The organism is Rhodococcus sp. OAS809, assembly GCF_040546695.1.
Taxonomy (GTDB): Bacteria; Actinomycetota; Actinomycetes; order Mycobacteriales; family Mycobacteriaceae; genus Rhodococcus_F; species Rhodococcus_F qingshengii.
Genome location: NZ_JBEPOI010000002.1, coordinates 1,786,620 through 1,802,302, shown reverse-complemented (window position 1 = coordinate 1,802,302; position 15,683 = coordinate 1,786,620). Strand labels below are relative to the sequence as shown.

Here is a 15,683-nt window from a genome sequence, read left to right as displayed (position 1 = left end):
CCGAAGCGCAGAGCATACTATTTGCCCTGTTATAGCGATTCTCTTGTTATCGAGAAGGCGAGTGCCTGATGGAAGCAGTCAAGATTGTCCTCGAGCTGGCGGTAGTGCTCGGGGCGATTGTCATGGGTACCAGATCGAGCGGTGTCGCTCTCGGTCTGTGGGGCGGCGCAGGTGTTGCCGTCCTCGTGTTCGTCTTCGGAGAGGACGTCGGCAGTCCGCCGGTCGACGCTCTCCTCATCGTCCTGTCCGTCGTCCTCGCGTCGTCGATGATGCAGGCGGCCGGTGGTATCGACTGGATGGTCACCATCGCGGCCAAGTTGATCGAATCTCGCCCGAAACAGATCACGCTGATCGCGCCGTTGGTGTCATTCCTGTTCTCGGTCGGTGCCGGCACGTCCAACATCCTCTACCCACTGCTCCCCGTCATCTACGACGTCTCGTACAAGAACGGTGTGCGGCCGTCACGACCGCTGTCGCTGTCAGTTGTCTCGACCGGTGTGGCGCTGGCGTGTAGTCCGGTGTCCGCGGCAATGGCGGCAATGGTCACGCTGACCGACGTGCCGCCTTACGATTTCGAACTCATCGACATCATCAAGATCACCTTCCCGGCTGCTGTTGTCGGCATCGTCCTTTCCTCCATCGCGGTCAACCGACTCGGCAAAGATCTCGACGACGACCCGGAGATACAGGCGAAGATGAAGTCGGGCGAATTGGCCGGACCTGGTGCAGCCTCCAAGACCGAACTCGTCTCGACGAAGACCGGACGAAACGCGGCACTGATCTTCCTCGCCGGCGTCCTGGCTATCGTGATCTTCGGCCTGTTCAAGGGGATTCGTCCCGAAGCTGCCGACGGTACTCCGATGGGGATGACACCGATCATCGAAATGCTGATGTTCGTCGTGGGTACGTTGATCCTGCTGGTGTGCCGCCCGAATGTCGCCGACGTGCCGTCGTCGACGGTGTTCCGTGCCGGTATGGTCTCGGCCATCGCGCTGTTCGGTCTGGCATGGCTGACGGACACGTTCATCAGCGCCCATTCCGAGCTGATCACGAGCACCGTCGGCGACTGGGTCAACGCCGCGCCGTGGATCTTCGCGCTCGGTGTCTTCCTGGTCTGTGTACTGACGACCAGTCAGTCGACCGCTACGAGGACCATCGTGCCGATCGGTCTCGCTGCCGGGATTGCACCCGGTCTGGTGAGCGGAATGTGGGCCGGAGCGTTTGCCGGCGTCTATCTGTTGCCGACAAACGGTTCGCAGATCGCGGCTGCGAACTTCGACCTCTCGGGCAGCACGAAGCTCGGTTCCAAGCTCGTCGACCACTCGTTCTTCCTGCCGACCATCATCTTGGCCGTCACGACGATTGCGGCCGGCGCGTTGTTCGGAGTGGTGCTCGGTTGAGTATTGCGGCTGAGTCAGCCCTGAGTGACAGCGCTGAGTCAGCTGTTGCGGTAGTGGTCCCAGCTCGCCTTGCACGCGTGGGCGAGCTGGTCCACCCGTTCGGCGTCGGGTGTAGGCCAGTCGACGCCGGGTTCCATGATGTAGGCGGCCAGTTCGTCTCCCAGTAGGAATTCTCGTTTGAATTCGGCCTGAACCGCGCTCAACGTGATCCCGGCTTCGGCGGCGCGGGCGCTCAATTCGGCGAATCTGGCTCCGGCTCGAATGATTTCGAAACTGCCGAGGTACGGCTGATTGAGAGCGACGGCATCCGGATCGTCGACCTGAAATCCCTTGCGATGTGAGATCGCAAGTGTGCGAATGAGCTCCGGATCCATCGTCACGGGATTGTCGCCGCGTCGATTGCCGTCGTGGTCGCCACGATTGGAGAGCGCGACGACGTCGGGGAGCCGATCTGCTTCCGGCCGTTCGACATTGACGGCGCCGTCCTGCCGGGTGGTGTGGTTCATCGTGTCGTGGAACGACAAGGTCGTGAACGATCGACCGAGTTCGAAGCTCTTCGCCACCATGGCTTCGATCAGTGCGTCGCGAGTTCTCTCGTAGACGCCCAAACCGTGTTCAGCTGTCTCGGTGAAGGTCTCGGCGAGGTCCTTCCAACCCGCGTCGTCGGTCGGCTCGAGCAGCAGGGGGTAGAACGAGAAGGTGACAGGGCGAACTGCGTCGACGCCGGTGAGGTCCGCTTTGTTGCCGGCACCGGCCTCGTGGACGCGGGCGAATGCTTCGCGCAGTGACGCTTCCAGGTTTTCGGGCTTCGCACGGTTGGGATCGCGAATCATGCGAGGGTGCGGATTCTCCACGTACACGATGCGCGAATCGATTTCGGCCCAACGGCGCACGATGGGACTGGTGGACATGTCGGTGAAGTCGAACTGCAGCCGCTGTGTGAACTCGGGTGCGAGAAAACGTGAGAGTTCTGCTGGAATCGCGGAACCCGAGTGTGGGCAACTGACAAGAAGGTCGGCTTCGGCGATGGCGTCGTCGAGACTGCGGGAGTCGCGATCGGCATAGAACGTCAGGTCCTCCGGCGTGAACACGGTTCCGGCCGGGATGAGTACTGGTTCTCCACTGGTCATGAGCCCCAGCGTAATCGAGTACAACCTTGCGTACTCAGTATCCGCTGAGTCGTTCCACGAGAGCTGTTTTGATCTCCGGGCGACCAGCCGCGACAAGAGTGAAGGTGGCTTCACGCATGAGCCGCTCGGGGGTGTTGCTGCCGACCAGAGCGCGGCTTCCGGTCGCAGTCACGAGTGCGGCCGACGCGCGTATCGCAAGTTCCGACGCTCGGGCGCGGGCGGCCGACATGTCGCCGCCGTCGCGCAGTGCTGCATCGAGATCGGCGCGCGCCCGGGTGGCTTGTTCCTCGAACGCGTCGGTGTCGACTCCCAGATCCGCAAGTTCGGTGACAGCGCGGCGGGTGATGCCCATGGCCATCGCGCCGTTGAGCCACAAGCCGGGGAGCTGGGTGCTCTGGAATTGTTCGTCGCTGACGACAGCACAGACGTCGGTATCGGGAATTTCGAAAGCGTCGAACACGATTCGGACGGTGTTGCTCCCGCGCGCCGCGATCAGTGGAAGCTCCTCGATCGTCAGACCCGGGGCCTCGCCCACCGGTACGACGGAATGAACGATGGAATTGTCGAACTCGTCGCGCGCCGACACCAAGAGAACATCGACGATGCCCCAACCGGTGACGAAGGGGGCGATCCCGTCGAGGACGTAGCCGTCGTTCACCCGCTTCGCCCACAGGAGCGGTGGGCGGGGGATGGCGCCGGCATAGGCAACCCCACCGCGAATCGTGCCGGAAACCAGACCGTCCCAGTATTGTTCGCGCAGAGGTGCATTGGGACTCGCCGCCAGGGCTCCGACGACGCCGTGATGCTGCATCCAGGTGAACGTCGTCGCGAGGCAACCGCCGCACAAGGTTTCGAGGACCTCGACCAGTTCTTCGCTGCTGGGGCCACCCTCACCGAGGGCGGCGATGCCGTAGAAGCCGTCGGCTGCGAGCGCGTCGAAATGGCTGCTGGGGATTTCTCCGTCGGCGTCGACGCTGTCGGCGACGGGAAACAGAACGGTATCGGCGATTTCGCGCGCAAGTTCCGGCCACATGGTCACGCTGTCAGGGTAAGCCGTGAGCGGGGGGTTGTGGTGTGGAACTACAGCCGCGCATCTAGAACGAGGGCGGCGAACTCACGATGAGGAACCTCGCGACCGCATCGGTGCGATTGAGCCACCGGTGCGGGATGGTCGAGGTGTAGAGGAGGGTGTCGCCTACGTGAAGAACGTGATGCTCGTCCAGTCCCACCTCGACCTCGACAGATCCTTCGAGAACATGAATGAACTCTTCGCCGGCGTGCTCGGTGTGCTCACCTGCCTCGGAATGAGGTGCTGCCGTGATCTCGTTGGGTTCCATGGTCCGTGAGCCGGTGGAGCAGAATCGAATCACCGAATCGTGTGCCAGTTCGAAGGTTCGCCCCTCGCCGGCGCGGACGAGGCTGGACGGAGTTCGCTCACCCTGTGCCAAGAGTGCGTGCGCCGTGGTGCCGAGCGATTGCGCGAGGCGATGAAGGTTCATGACACTGGGTACTGCGTGGCCGTTTTCGGTCTGGCTCAGGAAGGGCTGGGACAAGCCCGACTTCACGGCAACCTCGCGCAACGTCAGTCCGGCTTCTTTTCGCGCCGTCCGCACGGCGGCCCCGATTGCGGTCGCTATCGCCTTCTGGTCGTCGTCCATGTGCCGAAGATAGCAGTGCTCTGGTGAAAGTTTTGATTACACAGACGAAACAAATTCGACCACGGTAAGAAATTATCGACGTGCTGAATAGTCCCGTACACGAAACACTTCCAGCTTCGGACGGAGATCGGCGCATGGCCATCCATCCTGTCGACCAGCGGCTCCCATTTGCCCGCCAGTCTGCTTTTGCTCTTCAGCACGTCCTCATCATGTACACCGGCTGCATCACGGTTCCGCTGGTTTTCGGTGCCGCCGTAGGGCTGGACCGCAGCACAGTCGCGATGCTGATCAGCGCGGACCTGCTCGTTGCAGGCATCATCACGATCATTCAGAGCCTGGGCGTCGGGAAGGTCGCCGGTGTCCGGCTGCCGATCGTCTGCGGGGCGACCTTCGCCGGGCTGACGCCGATGATTCTGATCGCCAAGGAGTACGGCCTGCAGGCGGTGTACGGGTCCATGCTGGTCGGTGGCGTAGTCGGCATTGCCTTGGCCGTGCCGTTCGCCAAGATCGTCCGATACTTCCCACCCCTGGTTACCGGCGTCGTCCTCACAGTCATCGGCATCTCGTTGATCGGTGTCGCAGGAGGACTGATCGTCGGAAACGACCCCACCTCCCCGTCGTTCGCCGACCCGAAGAATCTGGCGCTGGCTGCCGCAGTCGTTGTGGTCGCGGTGGCCTTCATCTGCCTCGGCCGCGGGATGTGGACGCAGCTCGGTGTACTGATGGCGCTGGTGATCGGCACCGTGATCGCCATCCCGATGGGCCTGATCGATCTGAGTGGCGTCGGCGGCTCGGCCTGGGTGGGCTTCCCGATGCCGTTCCACTTCGGCGCTCCGGAGTTTCCCGTCACCGCCGTGGTGGCGATGAGTATCGTCATGGCAGTCGTCTTCGCAGAATCGACGGCGAGCATGCTGGCGGTCAGCGAGATCACCGGAAAGCCTTTGAAGAAAGCAGATCTCGCACGAGGGCTGGTGGCCGACGGGATGTCGGGAGTTCTGGGCGGAATCTTCAATGCCTTTGTCGACACCGTTTTCTCGCAGAATGTCGGCGCCGTTGCCACGACCCGGGTGTACAGCCGGTACGTGACCGCTACCAGCGGTGCCATTCTGATCGTCCTCGGCCTCATCCCGCGAATGGGTGAAGTGGTTGCAGCCCTGCCTGATCCGGTGGTCGGCGGCGTCGGAATCATCTTGTTCTCCACTGTCGCCGTGGTCGGAATCAACACGCTGCGCAAGGTCGATCTCAGCGACCCGATCAACACCACGATCGCCGCTGTATCGGTGGGGATCGGTATTCTTCCGGAATTTGCGGAAGGGATGTTCGAGCGATTCCCCTCCTCGGCTCAGATCCTCCTCGGTAGCGGCATCACCTTGGCTGCGGCCTCGGCCTTTTCGCTCAATCTGCTGTTCAATCACACCCGACTCGGTGAACTCGCGAGGCGATCGCGAGAGAGCCTCCATGCCACTGCAAAATCTGAACCCGCCACCAGCTCTGCAGGAGACGCCAGTGTCACAGTCCCAGTCTGATCCCTTCGAAGTGCCCGTCGTCGACATCTCGCCTTACGTGCTCGGTGGTGCCGACCAGGACAAGGCGCGAGTGGCTGCCGAAGTCGACCATGCTTGTCGGACTGTAGGTTTCATGCAGATTCGGGGCCACGGTGTTCCGGCCGCTGTTTCTTCCGGCCTCGCCGAAGCGATGGACGACTTCTTCGGGCTGCCGATGGAGACGAAGTCGGGCTACCGAATCGAGGGCGCGAATCGTGGGTACAGCCCGCCCAAGAGTGAGTCGCTGAGCCTGAGCCTCGGCGTCGAATCCGCGACCAGAATGAACGACTTTTTCGAGGCCTTCAACGTCGGAACCGAAGCCCGATCATTCACCGAACTCGAACTGTCGGAGGACGATTACGGAATCAACCTGTGGCCCGCAGTGTCTGGTTTCACGGCGCGGGTGGAGAATTACTACGCCCATGGCGAGCGGGTGGCACGCACACTGACCACCATTTTCGAAGACGCGCTCGGGCTGACCCCAGGATTCTTCGAGTCGATCACCGACCACTCCATCGACGTACTGCGGATGAACAACTACGCGTTACCCGAAGGGACGGTGACGTTGGACGGTGAGTTGAAGGGGATGGGCGAACATACCGATTTCGGGCTGGTCACCGTGCTGTGGGCGGATCAGGTCGAAGGTTTGCAAGTACTCGGGAGCGACCGACGCTGGCACGATGTCTGGCCGCACGACGGCGCGCTACTGGTCAACCTCGGGGATCTCACCGCGCGACTGACCAACGACAGGTGGATGTCCACGCTGCACCGAGTTGCGCCTCCGGTGGTGAACGGCACCATCAAGCGCCGGCGATCGGCGGCCTTCTTCCATGACGGAAACGTCGACGCGGTGATTGCGACCTTGCCGAGTTTTCAGGACGACTCCGGCTTGGAGTACGAACCCATTACCGTTCGCGATCACATCAAGGCCAAATTGGCCGGGTCGAGGCAGGGGAAGTCCAACGCCGCCGCAGGTCGTGAGGCGGCTCGGGTACTTTCGGCTGCAGAGCTCGAGGTCAAGCAGTGAGTGCACGGAACATCGTCCTGATCCACGGAGCATGGGCCGGCGGTTGGGTCTGGGATCGTGTGTGTGGCCCACTGAAATCGGCCGGCTTCAATCCTGTTGTGGTGGAGCTTCCCGGCTCGGGAAGTTGGAACTCAGACGACGTGATCGATCTCGATGTCGTTGCCGAACATGTTGTGGCAGTTGTCGAGTCCTTGGACGGGCAGTGCGCCCTCGTCGGTCACTCCGGCGGTGGCATCGTGGCCTCACAGGTGGCTGAGTTGCTGCCTTCGCGGGTAACGGGTCTTGTGTACGTCGCAGGGATGATGCTTCCATCGCAGACGGACTTCGGGATGCTCTGCATCGAACTCGGTCTGGAAAGTCCGGTCGGGATCTCACGTTGGTTGGTCCCCGCCGACGACGGGGATGCGACGGTGATACCGCCCGAAGCCGGCGCCGCTGTGTTCTTCCACGAAGCGCCGGTGGCTGATGCGATCTTCGCCGCGCGCATGCTCGTTCCACAACTGGAGTCAGCCCGCCTGATGGCACCGGTCTGGACGGAAGAGCGATTCGGAACCGTGCCGAGGTTGTATGTCGAATGCACGCTGGATCGAACCGTGCCGATCGAGGCTCAACGCGCCATGCAGAGACTTGTCCCCGGTGCCCAGGTGGTCAGCCTGGGCACCGACCATGCACCGCAGTTGTCGGCGCTCCCGGAGTTGATCGACGCGATCACCGATTTCGCCCGGCAGGTGTTCAGCCGAACTCGACCCCTTGAGCCAGCGGAAGCTGGTCCGAGTAATTGACGGTATTGGTGGCTCGGCGCATGTATGCCTTCCACGAATCCGAACCCGATTCGCGTCCGCCGCCAGTCTCCTTCTCCCCGCCGAATGCGCCGCCGATCTCCGCACCGGACGTTCCGATGTTCACGTTCGCGATGCCGCAATCGGAGCCGTCGGCGGCGAGGAAGCGCTCTGCTTCTCGCTGGTCGAGTGTGAAGATCGAGGACGAAAGTCCTTGAGGTACGCCGTTGTGCAGCGCAATGGCGTCGTCGAAGTCGGTGTAGGTCAAGACGTAGAGGATGGGTGCAAAAGTCTCCGCCCGCACCACCTCGGTCTGTGCGGGCATACGAACGAGGGCAGGTGTCACGTAGAACCCGGAATCGCCGACGCGGTCCCCGCCACACACCACAGTTCCGCCGTCCGCGCGTGCGGCCGAGAGCGATTTCTGCATCGTCTCGAACGCGGCTTCGTTGATCAGCGGCCCGACCAGAACACCGGAATCGAAGGGACTACCGACCTGAAGTTGCGCGTACGCGGACGCAACGCGGTCGACGACGTTGTCGGCGATCGACTCGTGAACGATGAGCCGGCGCAGTGAGGTGCAGCGCTGCCCGGCAGTTCCAGCGGCGGAGAAGACAATTCCGCGCACGGCAAGCTCGAGATCCGCCGACGGCGTGACGACTGCGGCGTTGTTTCCACCCAGTTCCAGGAGACTTCGTCCGAAGCGCTCGGCGACCCGCGGAGCCACGGCGCGGCCCATCCTCACGGAACCGGTGGCGCTGACCAAGGCCACGAGTGGGTTGTCCACGAGAGCCTCACCGACGTCACGTCCGCCGACGACCAACTGGTGAACGTCGATCGGTGCTTGACAATCCGCGAGCGCGCGTCGCAGGAGCGCGTCACATGCCAGCGCGGTCAACGGAGTGGTTTCCGAAGGCTTCCAGACGACGGCGTCGCCGCACACGAGAGCAATGGCGGTATTCCACGACCACACCGCGACGGGAAAGTTGAACGCGGAGATGACTCCGACAACGCCGAGAGGGTGCCACGTTTCCGTCAACCGGTGTCCGGGACGCTCGGACGGCATGGTGCGTCCGTAGAGCTGCCGGGAGAGACCGACGGCGAACTCGCAGATGTCGATCATCTCCTGTACCTCGCCGAGAGCCTCCGAGGTGACCTTCCCGGCCTCCAACGTCACGATTTCCGCGAGGTCATCCTTGTGCTCGGTCAGTAGGCTGCCCAGCCGGCGCACGACCGCGCCGCGCGCCGGAGCGGGGACGGTGCGCCAGGTGAGGAACGCGCGATGCGCCGCGTCGACGGCGTCGTCGACTTCTCTACCGGAGTGCTGCCGAACGGTACGCAGTTGCGTACCGGTGATGGGGGTTCGTGCGCTCAGGTCGCCGGCGGGCCACTCGACACCGCACGCGGCAAGGGCGCTTTCGGCGCGATCGGCGAGGCTCGAAGAATCAGGCAGGTTCACTGGGGAGTCCTCTGTTGTTGTGGGCGGGAGGCAGCACGGCACGTGACGCCTCTTGTTGTGCGCGGTACAGCTCGAACGGATCTTCGATGGTGCGGTCGATGGCGCCCTCCAATCGATCCTGCCCGTATTCGGCGCCGGGCGCATCGGAAACGAATCCGGTCACGGAATCGAGATTGGATGCGAAGATCCCGGCCGCGGAGGCAGGTAGGAAGTCCTCGTAGACGATCGGGTCGCGGACGACAACAGTTCCTTCGTTTCGGTACGTGAAGTACGCCAACCCCGCGGCATCGAGTTCGCTTTCGGAGTGCGGAAATTCGCTGTCCCAATCGGCGTCCTCGGGCGTGGCGATCAGTCGGTCGTAGATCGCTCGCCCGCTGCGGGTCAACGCGATTCCGCGTGCCTCCACCTCGCCGAATCTGACGCGGACGGGCTCAGTGGTGACCGATCCGTCGTGCTGACGGAAGAGTCTGTCTTCGGCCAATGCACGAAACGACGTCTGCCGCAGAAGTAGTGGTGGTCCGCTCCATCTCGGCGGGCCTTGGATGCGGTCGATCATGGTGATACCGCGCTCGGTCATGCGGCGGTACAACTCGTCGATGTCGAGCACTCGCGGGGTGAGGTGATTGACGTGGGTCGAGCCCTGCCCCGCAATGTCTGCAGCGACCGGCGAGATTGCGGCGAGTTCGCGGTACCAGCCCGCGTCGATGGGATCGGTGCCGAGCCGAAACGCCGAGGTCGCTGCATCGACGAACTGTGTCGCCTCGGGCTCCGTCAGCCCGCCCTCGCGACTCGATTGCCGTGCCCACTGCAGAAGTTCGGGAGAGAACAGGGTCCGGCGACGCAGGAACCTGGTGATCCGACGCTCGAGGTCGGTGTCGAAGAACCTGGAATCGGAACTGGTCAGCACCGAGGTGAAAACGCGGAACGGGTTCTGGGCGAGTTCGGCGGGATCGGTGGGGCGAAATGCCGTCGAGACAACGGGAATGGGGGAGTCGGTGAGCCGGAGGTCGTAATAGCCGACCGGAAACATACCGAATCCGCCGAAGACGGTGGCTACGTCACGTAGTTCGTCGAGAGTCCCCAGTCTGATGGCGCCGTGACGCTCGGCGCTGACTCTCGCCAGGCTGCCCAGGCGCTCCGCAGAATCCGGATGTTCGGCGGCAAAATCACGGTTCACCTGCATCGTTACATCTACCAAGGTGTTGTAAGCGGGGACCTCGTCGCCATACATCTTGGCGAGGGCCGCTGCGAACCGTGCACGTAGCTCCCAGGTTTCAACCATACGAATGTCCGATTGCGTTAGCCTGCGCAGGTGCGAGAAACAGAAACCAGTGACGTTGCCGGTGTTCCGGTCGACGAAACCGATCGACTCTTGATGCGTGAATTGGTCTTGGACGGCCGTGCCACTCTCGCGAGTCTTGCTGAGAAGGCTGGACTCTCGATCTCCGCAGTCCAGTCGCGAGTGCGTCGTTTGGAATCTCGCAAGGTGATCCGTGGGTACTCCGCGAAGATCGATCCGGAGGCACTCGGTCACAATCTGTCCGCATTTGTCGCCATCACTCCTCTCGATCCCTCGCAGCCCGACGATGCGCCTGCCCGCTTGCGTCATCTGCCGGCGGTCGTCTCGTGTCACTCGGTAGCCGGGAGCGAAAGCTACGTCCTCCTGGTCCGGGTGGCGTCACCTCGGGCGTTGGAGCGATTGCTGCAGGAGATCCGTACGGCAGCCAACGTCAACACACGAAGCACCATCATCCTACAAACTTTTTACGGCGAATGACGCTTGTTCAATAACTTTTACGGTCCTCTATCGACACTCCCGGAAAATTGACATAGCCTTCGCGTATGAGTACTGCGATGCGAGACTTCGGTGACAGTGCGCTCTTTCCGGTCTACGACGTGTTGAAGGCCAGCATCCTCGTCGACGGATTCGATCTGATTCTCGACGTCGAAGGGTCGCGGGGTTCCTATCTCCGTGACCTGCGAGACGGAACCGAGTATCTGGACATGTTCGGTTTCTTCGGCTCTTCGGCCCTGGGTATGAATCACCCTGCGATCGCAGGCGACGAGGAGTTTCAACAGGAGTTGGCTGTCGTGGCCTCCAACAAGCCGAGTAACTCCGACATCTACACCGAACCCATGGCGCGCTTTGTTGCGGCTTTCGCTCGGGTACTGGGGGATTCGGCACTCCCACACTTGTTCTTCGTCGACGGCGGAGCCCTGGCGGTGGAAAATGCACTCAAGGTTGCCTTCGACTGGAAGAGTCGGTGGAACGAAAGCCGCGGGTTGTCAGCAGATCTGGGGACAAAGGTCCTGCACCTGACCGAGGCTTTTCACGGCCGCAGTGGTTACACGATGTCGCTCACCAACACCGAACCGGGCAAGGTCGCGCGATTCCCCAAGTTCGACTGGCCACGTATCGACTCGCCGTACCTGGCAGACGGCCGCGATGTCGAAGCTGCGGAGAGGCAAGCTCTCGATCAAGCGCGCCGAGCTTTTGCTGACAACCCCGACGACATTGCCTGTTTTATCGCCGAACCGATCCAGGGCGAGGGCGGCGACCATCACCTCAGGCCGGAATTTCTGCAGGCGATGCAGGAGTTGTGCCACGAAAACGACGCCCTCTTCATTCTCGACGAAGTACAGACCGGTTGCGGAATCACCGGAACTGCCTGGGCCTACCAACAATTGGGTCTGAGTCCGGATGTGGTGGCGTTCGGCAAGAAAACGCAGGTGTGCGGAATCATGGCCGGCGGGCGCGTGGATGAAGTGCATGACAACGTGTTTCACGTCAGTTCTCGGATCAATTCGACGTGGGGTGGCAACCTCACCGACATGGTTCGTGCCCGGCGGATACTCGAAGTCGTCGAGCAGGACCGACTGATCGACCGCGTGCGATTCACGGGTGCGCATCTCCTTGCCCGGTTGACCGAAGTCTGCGGGCGGTACGCGGCGGCAACCGAGCCGCGCGGTCGTGGCCTCATGTGCGCGATCACTCTGGAAGACAGTGACCTTCGCGATCGCGTCGTACAGCGACTGCGTGAAGACGAGCACGTGATGATACTGCCCACCGGGAAGAGGGGAATCAGATTCCGGCCCGCGCTGACGGTGACCACCAGTGAGCTGGACGACGCGGTCGACGCGGTCGAGCGCGTGCTCGCACGCGAGACCTAGGGCCTCTGCAGCTGTTCCCACACTCGATCCGGTGACATCGGTGTGGAGTACATACGCACTCCACACGCGTTGGCAATCGCGTTTGCCAACGCCGGTGCTACAGGATTGAAGGGGGCCTCACTCATCGATTTCGCGCCGAAAGGCCCGAGCTTGTCGTACGTGTCGGCAAACATTACTTCGGTGATCGGCAGATCCCCGATCTGGGGAACGTGATAATTGCGCAACTGCGGATTGATCACCCGACCTTCTTCGATGACGATCTCCTCCGACAGCGCAGCGCCGAGCGCTTGTCCCACACCGCCTTCCACCTGCCCTCGCAGTTGTGCCGGGTTCATGACGGTGCCGGCATCGGCGGCCTGAACCGACTGCAGGATCTTCACCCGGCCGGTGTTCGTGTCGACGGCAACGCGAAAACCGTGAACGTTGAACGAGACCGAGCGCGGTGTCCCGTCGTGGCGACCGTCAGCGGCGAGCGGGCCACCTTCGAGTAGCGTCGCGAAATCGAGGAAACCGTGGGACGTTTCGACACCGTCCGGCGAAAGGTCGTCGATCTGCGCGCCGCGACCGCTCGATCGCACCGCACGGGTCAGTATCCGCTCGCGAAGGCGCTCGCAGGCGATCAGGAGCGCCTTTCCGGCGACCACCGTTCCCGTCGACCCGAACGCTCCGGTGTCGTATCCGCCGGCATCGGTGTCGGATTGAACAATCGTGATGCGATCGACTGTCGTCCGCAATTCGGTGGCCGCGATCTGTTGGTGAATCGTAGTGGTTCCGTTGCCGAACTCAGCGGTGCCGATGTTCACGACGTACCGACCGTCGGCCTCGAGCGCGACGGTGGTGTCGGAGAAGTGACCACGCGGCGGGATCGTCGCGATCATGGCAATTGCCATGCCCCGACCGATCCGCCAACGCGACCCAGTCGGTGCAGCCTCTCCGCGTCCGCTTGACAGTGCACTGTCGACGAGGTCGATGCACTGGTCCAGCCCGTAGCTGCCGAACTCGAGATCACCGTCCTCGACGTGCCAGTCGACAAAATCGTCTCCGGGAACGACGACGTTGCGCCGCCGAAACTCGAAGGGGTCCATGCCGAGACGATCCGCGAGCTGATCCATGGCCGACTCGACGGCGAAGATGATCTGGCCGAGCCCGTAACCACGAAAGGCCCCGGAGGGAACGTTGTTCGTGTAGACCGCTTCGGCGTCGACGCGTTTGGTCGCAGCGCGATAGACCGCCATGGATTCGGCGCACCCATGGAACATGACTCCGATCGAATGGTTCCCGTACGCCCCCGCGTCGGAAAGCACGTCGATAGCGAGCGCAGTGAGAGTTCCGTCGGCGTCGGCTCCCGCACGCACCGATACTCGCATCGGATGCCGTGACGGTGCGATGGTGAACTGATCGCTTCGGCTGAACTCGTAGGCTACGGGCTTGCCGGTCTTCAAGACGGCCAGTGCGACCAGATCCTCGGTGAGTAATTCCTGCTTCCCGCCGAAACCCCCGCCTACCCGTTTTGCGAACACCCGGATTCGGCTGCGATCGAGATCGAAGATGTGGGCCAATTCGTCCCGAACCAGAAACGGCACCTGTGTGCTGCTTCTGATGGCGAGACGGCCCTCCTCGTCGAGCCACCCCACTGCGCCGTGAGTTTCCAAGGCCACGTGCTGGACTCGCGCAGTTTTCCACGTACCTTCGACGACTGCAGTCGCATCTGCGAGCGCACGGTCCAGATCGCCGACGCCATCGTGAAGCGCGGCAACCACGTTGCGGGGGGCCTCGGCGATCCGCGAGCTCTCGTCCTTGTCGCCGTGCAGGAGTGGAGCGCCGGGGGAACGCGCCAGATCTGGTTCGAATACCGCGTCGCGTACCTCATAGTCGACTTCGATCAGCGAGAGTGCACGTTCCGCCTGCGTCGGGGTTTCGGCGATGACCGCGGCTACGCGCTGGCCGCGGAAACGGAGGGTGCTGTCGAACACGCGCGTGTCGTCCGGATCGTCGTTGCGGTCCTCGTGCCGGGCGGTCGAGAACAGCACGTCCGGACTGTCATGAAAAGTGAGGACCGCGGTGACGCCCGGCGCCGCTTCGGCTGCTGCCGTGTCTATCCGGCTTATGTGTGCGTGTGCGTGCGGACTGCCGAGTACTGCGACGTGAAGCAGGTCGACCGGCTTCTCACCCGGGGAGAAGTCCATGGTGTACTGCTCGGTTCCCGTGACGATGCGCGCGGACGCCGGTGCTGCGATCGAACGCCCTTGTGCCCCGCCTATTTTGGCAGTCTCCGTATTGGATGTACCGGCGAGAGCGTCACGAATGGACCGATAACCGGTGCAGCGGCACAGGTTACCTTTCATCGAGCACGCGAGATCGGATTTTTGCTCGACCGACAACGCTGATGCGGTGACTACCATTCCCGCTGTACAGAAACCGCATTGGAATCCGCCCGCGTCCACGAATGCCTGTTGAATGGGGTGAAGTTTCTCCGGTGTTCCGAGACCGGAGGCGGTGACGACGTCGCGGCCGTCGATGCGATGGGCGGGAAATATGCACGAATGGGTGGGGTGTCCGTCGACCAGCACCGAGCAGGCGCCGCAGTCTCCGGCATCGCACCCCTTCTTGACGGAGTTCGCTCCGTGCTCGCGGAGGAAAGTTCGCAGGCACTGTCCTGGGCGGGGCTGGTCGTCGCGCGGAACTCCGTCCACCGAGTACTTCATTCCAGTTCACCTCGGATTTCTTCGGCAAGAAGCTCGGTCATCGCCTTCCGCCACGGCGCAGTTCCATGGACATCGGTGAAGTAGGCGTCTTCCGGAATCCTGCTGCGCAACGCATCCGCAAGTGCAGTGGCGTCGGGGAGTTCGTCGAATTTGAGAGCGTACGGACGGCGGGTCGCGGCGGTGATCGCCAGCGTGAAACCGTCGGCGCCGCAGCGTCCGGCCACGGCTACGGCCGATCGCCCGAGTGACGTCTGAGCCAGCTTTCGCATCGCGGTACGTGCAGTCAATGCATGCACGGGAATCCGAATACTGCGGATGATCTCGCCGGACCTGAGTACGTTTCGAGAATCGTCGATAACGAAATCGACTACGGGGAACGAGTATTCGGTACCGTCCGGACGCCAGATCGTCAGTTCGGCATCGAGAGCGGTACACAGAGTCGTCATCGCTCCGGCCGGGAAGGAGAGCGCGATGTTGCCGCCGACTGTCGCGTATCGCAACACCTTCCACGATGCGAGCAGTGCGTCAGCGCAGTGTTGGAACAGCGCTGCGGCGCGCCAGGATGCGGGAAGTTCGGCGCGGCACAGTTCCTCGATGGTGCAGGTGGCCGCGATCTCGAGACCGAGATCGCCGACCGCCACAGCTTCCCAGTCGAAGCCCGCAAGGTCGACAAGGGTGGTCAGGTGCGGCTGCGGTTCCGAGTACAGCCAGGTGCCGCCACCGATGAACCCGATGCCGGGTGACGCACAGGGGAGTTCGGCGCGGGTCCGCGGCACCAGAACTTCGTCGACGCTGTGCAGGTCCATCGCG

At 62.6% G+C, this 15,683-nt stretch carries 13 protein-coding genes; 6 read left to right on the top strand and 7 right to left on the bottom strand.

Annotation, left to right across the window (positions count from 1 at the left end; all coding sequences use genetic code 11):
• Positions 1 to 68 precede the first annotated feature (68 nt).
• Positions 69 to 1,400: an anaerobic C4-dicarboxylate transporter family protein gene (locus tag ABIE52_RS11325; protein WP_003940851.1), complete on the top strand. Its 1,332-nt coding sequence runs from the start codon at positions 69 to 71 to the stop codon at positions 1,398 to 1,400.
• A gap of 38 nt (positions 1,401 to 1,438) precedes the next feature.
• Here the strand turns inward: ABIE52_RS11325 and ABIE52_RS11320 are convergent, their stop codons facing one another.
• The 3 genes from ABIE52_RS11320 to ABIE52_RS11310 are packed head-to-tail and all read right to left on the bottom strand — an operon-like array spanning position 1,439 to position 4,188.
• Entirely contained in the window at positions 1,439 to 2,530 is a 1,092-nt protein-coding gene (locus ABIE52_RS11320; protein ID WP_042922139.1) for an N-formylglutamate amidohydrolase, read from the bottom strand.
• Between the two features lie 34 nt (positions 2,531 to 2,564).
• On the bottom strand, positions 2,565 to 3,569 hold the full coding sequence (locus tag ABIE52_RS11315) for an acyl-CoA dehydrogenase family protein (protein WP_081377504.1): 1,005 nt from the start codon (positions 3,567 to 3,569) through the stop codon (positions 2,565 to 2,567).
• Between the two features lie 55 nt (positions 3,570 to 3,624).
• On the bottom strand, positions 3,625 to 4,188 hold the full coding sequence (locus tag ABIE52_RS11310) for a helix-turn-helix domain-containing protein (RefSeq protein WP_158170563.1): 564 nt from the start codon (positions 4,186 to 4,188) through the stop codon (positions 3,625 to 3,627).
• 134 nt (positions 4,189 to 4,322) lie between these two features.
• Between ABIE52_RS11310 and ABIE52_RS11305 the strand changes: the two genes are divergently transcribed.
• From ABIE52_RS11305 to ABIE52_RS11295, 3 genes are read left to right on the top strand one after another with little or no spacing between them, the layout of a single operon-like run.
• The gene (locus ABIE52_RS11305; protein ID WP_007727244.1) at positions 4,323 to 5,714 is read left to right on the top strand and encodes a uracil-xanthine permease family protein; all 1,392 of its coding nucleotides are present in this window, start codon (positions 4,323 to 4,325) and stop codon (positions 5,712 to 5,714) included.
• Complete coding sequence (locus ABIE52_RS11300; protein WP_065352214.1) at positions 5,695 to 6,759, top strand: isopenicillin N synthase family dioxygenase; 1,065 nt, start codon at positions 5,695 to 5,697, stop codon at positions 6,757 to 6,759. Before ABIE52_RS11305 ends, ABIE52_RS11300 begins: the two co-directional genes overlap by 20 nt.
• Positions 6,756 to 7,541: an alpha/beta fold hydrolase gene (locus tag ABIE52_RS11295; protein ID WP_064074931.1), complete on the top strand. Its 786-nt coding sequence runs from the start codon at positions 6,756 to 6,758 to the stop codon at positions 7,539 to 7,541. The genes ABIE52_RS11300 and ABIE52_RS11295 overlap by 4 nt, the downstream gene beginning before the upstream one ends.
• Here ABIE52_RS11295 and amaB read toward each other — a convergent pair.
• Both amaB and hglS read right to left on the bottom strand, forming a co-directional pair.
• Complete coding sequence (gene amaB / locus ABIE52_RS11290) at positions 7,492 to 8,997, bottom strand: L-piperidine-6-carboxylate dehydrogenase (protein WP_042922141.1); 1,506 nt, start codon at positions 8,995 to 8,997, stop codon at positions 7,492 to 7,494. The two genes, ABIE52_RS11295 and amaB, sit on opposite strands and share 50 nt — an antisense overlap.
• Entirely contained in the window at positions 8,984 to 10,279 is a 1,296-nt protein-coding gene (gene hglS, locus ABIE52_RS11285) for a 2-oxoadipate dioxygenase/decarboxylase (protein WP_030535040.1), read from the bottom strand. The genes amaB and hglS overlap by 14 nt, the downstream gene beginning before the upstream one ends.
• A 30-nt stretch (positions 10,280 to 10,309) precedes the next feature.
• Here hglS and ABIE52_RS11280 point away from each other — a divergent pair, with 30 nt between their 5' ends.
• Positions 10,310 to 10,774, top strand: coding sequence for an Lrp/AsnC family transcriptional regulator (locus ABIE52_RS11280; RefSeq protein ID WP_192712550.1), 465 nt, complete (start codon positions 10,310 to 10,312; stop codon positions 10,772 to 10,774).
• Positions 10,775 to 10,839: 65 nt separating this feature from the next.
• A complete protein-coding gene (lat, locus tag ABIE52_RS11275) occupies positions 10,840 to 12,168 on the top strand; it encodes an L-lysine 6-transaminase (protein WP_047271731.1) in 1,329 nt (442 codons plus the stop codon).
• On the opposite strand, the gene ABIE52_RS11270 is transcribed toward lat, so the two are convergent.
• Positions 12,165 to 14,873 (bottom strand): molybdopterin-dependent oxidoreductase, encoded by a 2,709-nt coding sequence (locus tag ABIE52_RS11270; protein WP_065352215.1) that lies wholly within the window; start codon positions 14,871 to 14,873, stop codon positions 12,165 to 12,167. The genes lat and ABIE52_RS11270 overlap by 4 nt on opposite strands.
• Positions 14,870 to 15,679: an FAD binding domain-containing protein gene (locus ABIE52_RS11265; protein ID WP_030535037.1), complete on the bottom strand. Its 810-nt coding sequence runs from the start codon at positions 15,677 to 15,679 to the stop codon at positions 14,870 to 14,872. Before ABIE52_RS11265 ends, ABIE52_RS11270 begins: the two co-directional genes overlap by 4 nt.
• Positions 15,680 to 15,683 lie beyond the last annotated feature (4 nt).